The organism is Microbacterium sp. ISL-103 (assembly GCF_018613995.1).
GTDB lineage: Bacteria > Actinomycetota > Actinomycetes > Actinomycetales > Microbacteriaceae > Microbacterium.
Genome location: NZ_JAGGPD010000628.1, coordinates 1 through 2,443 on the forward strand (window position 1 = coordinate 1; position 2,443 = coordinate 2,443).

3 protein-coding genes and 1 pseudogene are annotated in these 2,443 nt (G+C 68.8%); 1 reads left to right on the forward strand and 3 read right to left on the reverse strand.

Translation table 11 applies throughout. The features are described 5' to 3' along the window. The 3 genes and pseudogenes from J7E68_RS18840 to J7E68_RS18850 form a co-directional block, all read right to left on the reverse strand. A pseudogene (locus J7E68_RS18840) lies at nt 1-918 on the reverse strand (CCA tRNA nucleotidyltransferase); the annotation flags it as partial. A 224-nt stretch (nt 919-1,142) separates the two neighbouring features. After that, nucleotides 1,143-1,436 carry a hypothetical protein gene (locus tag J7E68_RS18845; protein WP_215175076.1) on the reverse strand — a complete coding sequence of 98 codons (294 nt, stop codon included), beginning with the start codon at nt 1,434-1,436 and terminating at the stop codon, nt 1,143-1,145. A 51-nt stretch (nt 1,437-1,487) separates the two neighbouring features. After that, nucleotides 1,488-1,817, reverse strand: coding sequence for a DHCW motif cupin fold protein (locus tag J7E68_RS18850; protein WP_215175077.1), 330 nt, complete (start codon nt 1,815-1,817; stop codon nt 1,488-1,490). A gap of 87 nt (nt 1,818-1,904) precedes the next feature. On the opposite strand from J7E68_RS18850, the gene J7E68_RS18855 reads away from it, so the two are divergent. Further along, a complete protein-coding gene (locus J7E68_RS18855; RefSeq protein WP_215175078.1) occupies nt 1,905-2,369 on the forward strand; it encodes an ASCH domain-containing protein in 465 nt (154 codons plus the stop codon). Nucleotides 2,370-2,443 lie beyond the last annotated feature (74 nt).

Below are 2,443 nucleotides of genomic sequence, written 5' to 3' on the forward strand. Positions count from 1 at the left end.
TTCGAGCTGGCGAGGGCGGGGGTTTCCGGTGGCGTGCAGCCGCGCCGCGATGCGCCGCGCCACGTCGGGCTCTGCGCCGGGGTTGCGCGACTGCTCGAGCGAGATCGCCTGAGACAGCACCGTCAGCGAGTGCTCGTAGACGTCCTTGTGGTGGTGGTGCTCGTCGACCTCGAGGCGCAGCGCGCTCACTTCGGGAAGGAACTCCTCGATGAGTCCGGTGTCGACCAGAATGCGGATGCCGCGCACCGGATCAGCGGTCTGCATCAGTCGCACGAGCTCGGACTGGATGCGCTCGGGGCTGACGATCTCGAGCGTCGCGCGCAGCTGCGCGATCGCGTCTGCGGTGTCGTCGTCGATGCGGAAACCGAGCTGGGCGCTGAAGCGCGCTGCGCGCAGCATGCGCAGCGGGTCGTCGCCGAACGACACCTGCGGGCTGGCCGGTGTGCGAAGGACTGCACCGACGAGGTCTTCCACTCCCCCGGTCGGATCGACGAGCTTCACGGAGGGAACCTGCAGTGCCATCGCGTTGACGGTGAAGTCGCGCCGATGCAGGTCGGCCTCGATCGTGTCGCCGAACTCGACGGTCGGCTTGCGCGTCACCCCGTCGTAGCTGTCGGCGCGGTAGGTCGTGACCTCGACCTGCTCACCCTGCACGCGGGCGCCGATCGTGCCGAACGCGCGGCCGATGTCCCACTGGGCGGTCGAGATCGGCGTGACGATGCGCAGGATGTCGTCCGGCATCGCGTTCGTCGTGAAGTCGAGGTCGTGCGTCGGTCGACCCAGCAGCGCGTCGCGCACCGGTCCGCCGACCACGGCGAGGTCGAAGCCCGCGGCCTCGAACGCTTCAGCGAGGGTGCGGACGACCGGATTCTCGGCGAGCGCGCCGAGACGGACGAGGCCGTCAGCCATGTTGAGCATGGGTTCCAGCGTACCGGTGCATAGATTACGCCCCGCGGCGATGGCCGAGTCCGGTCACGACCTCGGATGCCCGGCCTCGCTCCCCGGGCACGACTTCGGATGCCACGGCGGACACGCCGTCCTGCATCCGGTCATGACGGCGAGTCGGCCCGCTCGATCCGAATCTGTGCCCGGCGGCGACGCGGCGTGCGGGATGAGCGAGAGAGCGAGAGAGCGACGAATGCTCAGAACAGCGGATTCTCGCCCTTGGCCTGGGCGATCGCCCGAACCCGTGCCTGCACCAGACGAACCAGGAGCATGCTCAACAGGAATCCGCCGACGAGCGCGACCGCGACGATGAACCAGATGCCGATCTCGGGGTCGATGACCTCGAATCCGTAGATCGCGACGGCGAGCAGCAGCAGCACAGGCCCCTCGATCAGAGCGAACGTGACGAAGAGCCGCGTCTGACGTCTGCCGAAATCAAGGTTCACGGCGCGCACACGTGCATCGATCGAGGAGTCCCCTGCGTAGCTCATGCCCCCACCGTAGCGACGTTCACCCGACCGTCGCCCTGCGGCCACCCCGAGTCAGTCGACGACGAACAGTCGAGCGCCGGTGCTGGTGCTCGACCGGTGCGGCTCCATGTCGGTGCCGACCTGATAGCTCTCCCCTGGGTGCAGGGTGAACGTCCGGCCGTCGTCGAGCTCCGTCTCGAGGCTGCCTTCGACCACGAAGAGCACGTGACCCCGGCTGCACCAGTGGTCCGCGACGTAGCCCGGCGAGTACTCCACCATGCGGATGCGCGTGTCGCCGATCTGCTGCGACCTCCACACCGCCTCACCGGTGATGCCCGGATGGATGCTGGGCACGACATCCGCCCAGGTCGTCGTCGTGAAGGGGTGGCCGGGAAGATTCATCCGTTCAGTATGTGTCACCGCACGCGCCGAGCGAGTGCGGGCGTCGGTCGCTCAGGTGGACCGGATGCCGCGGCCTAGGCTGGCTGCATGACTGACGCCGCCCCTGCACTCGCCCGCTTCTGGGACAGCATCCGCGCAGAGGATCCGTCGCTCCCCGTCGACGTTCCCGGTGCATGGGCCTTCGGCGCGACACCGGCGCATGCCGATGCTCTGCTCTCGCTCGTGCTGGCCGGGGTCAAGACGGGCACGGCCTCGTCGCTGTGGGACTACGACGAGACGGGCGACCCCGTGCCGCATCTCGGCGAGCTGAGCATCATCCTCGACGGGTCCGGTGCGCCGCGCGCGGTCATCGAGACGACCGACCTTCGCACGGTGCCGTTCGACCAGGTCACCGCCGAGCACGCGCACTCGGAGGGCGAGGGTGACCGCACCCTGGCCTACTGGCGCGAATCCCACGAGCGCTACTGGCGCACGCACTCCGAGAACGCGCGGGGCTTCGCGCACGACATGCCCATCATCTGCGAGCGTTTCCGCCTGATCCACCCGGCCTGAGCCGCACCAGGGCGCGAGAGCGACGCCGCCCGGTCAGTCGCGGTGCGAGCGCCGACGAGAGACCACGAACAGCA

Excerpts from the sequence above, each read along its gene's own strand:
- J7E68_RS18845 (WP_215175076.1), bottom strand. The coding sequence starts at position 1,436 with ATGAGCTACGCAGGGGACTCCTCGATCGATGCACGTGTGCGCGCCGTG.
- J7E68_RS18855 (WP_215175078.1), top strand. The coding sequence starts at position 1,905 with ATGACTGACGCCGCCCCTGCACTCGCCCGCTTCTGGGACAGCATCCGC.
- J7E68_RS18850 (WP_215175077.1), bottom strand. The coding sequence starts at position 1,817 with ATGAATCTTCCCGGCCACCCCTTCACGACGACGACCTGGGCGGATGTC.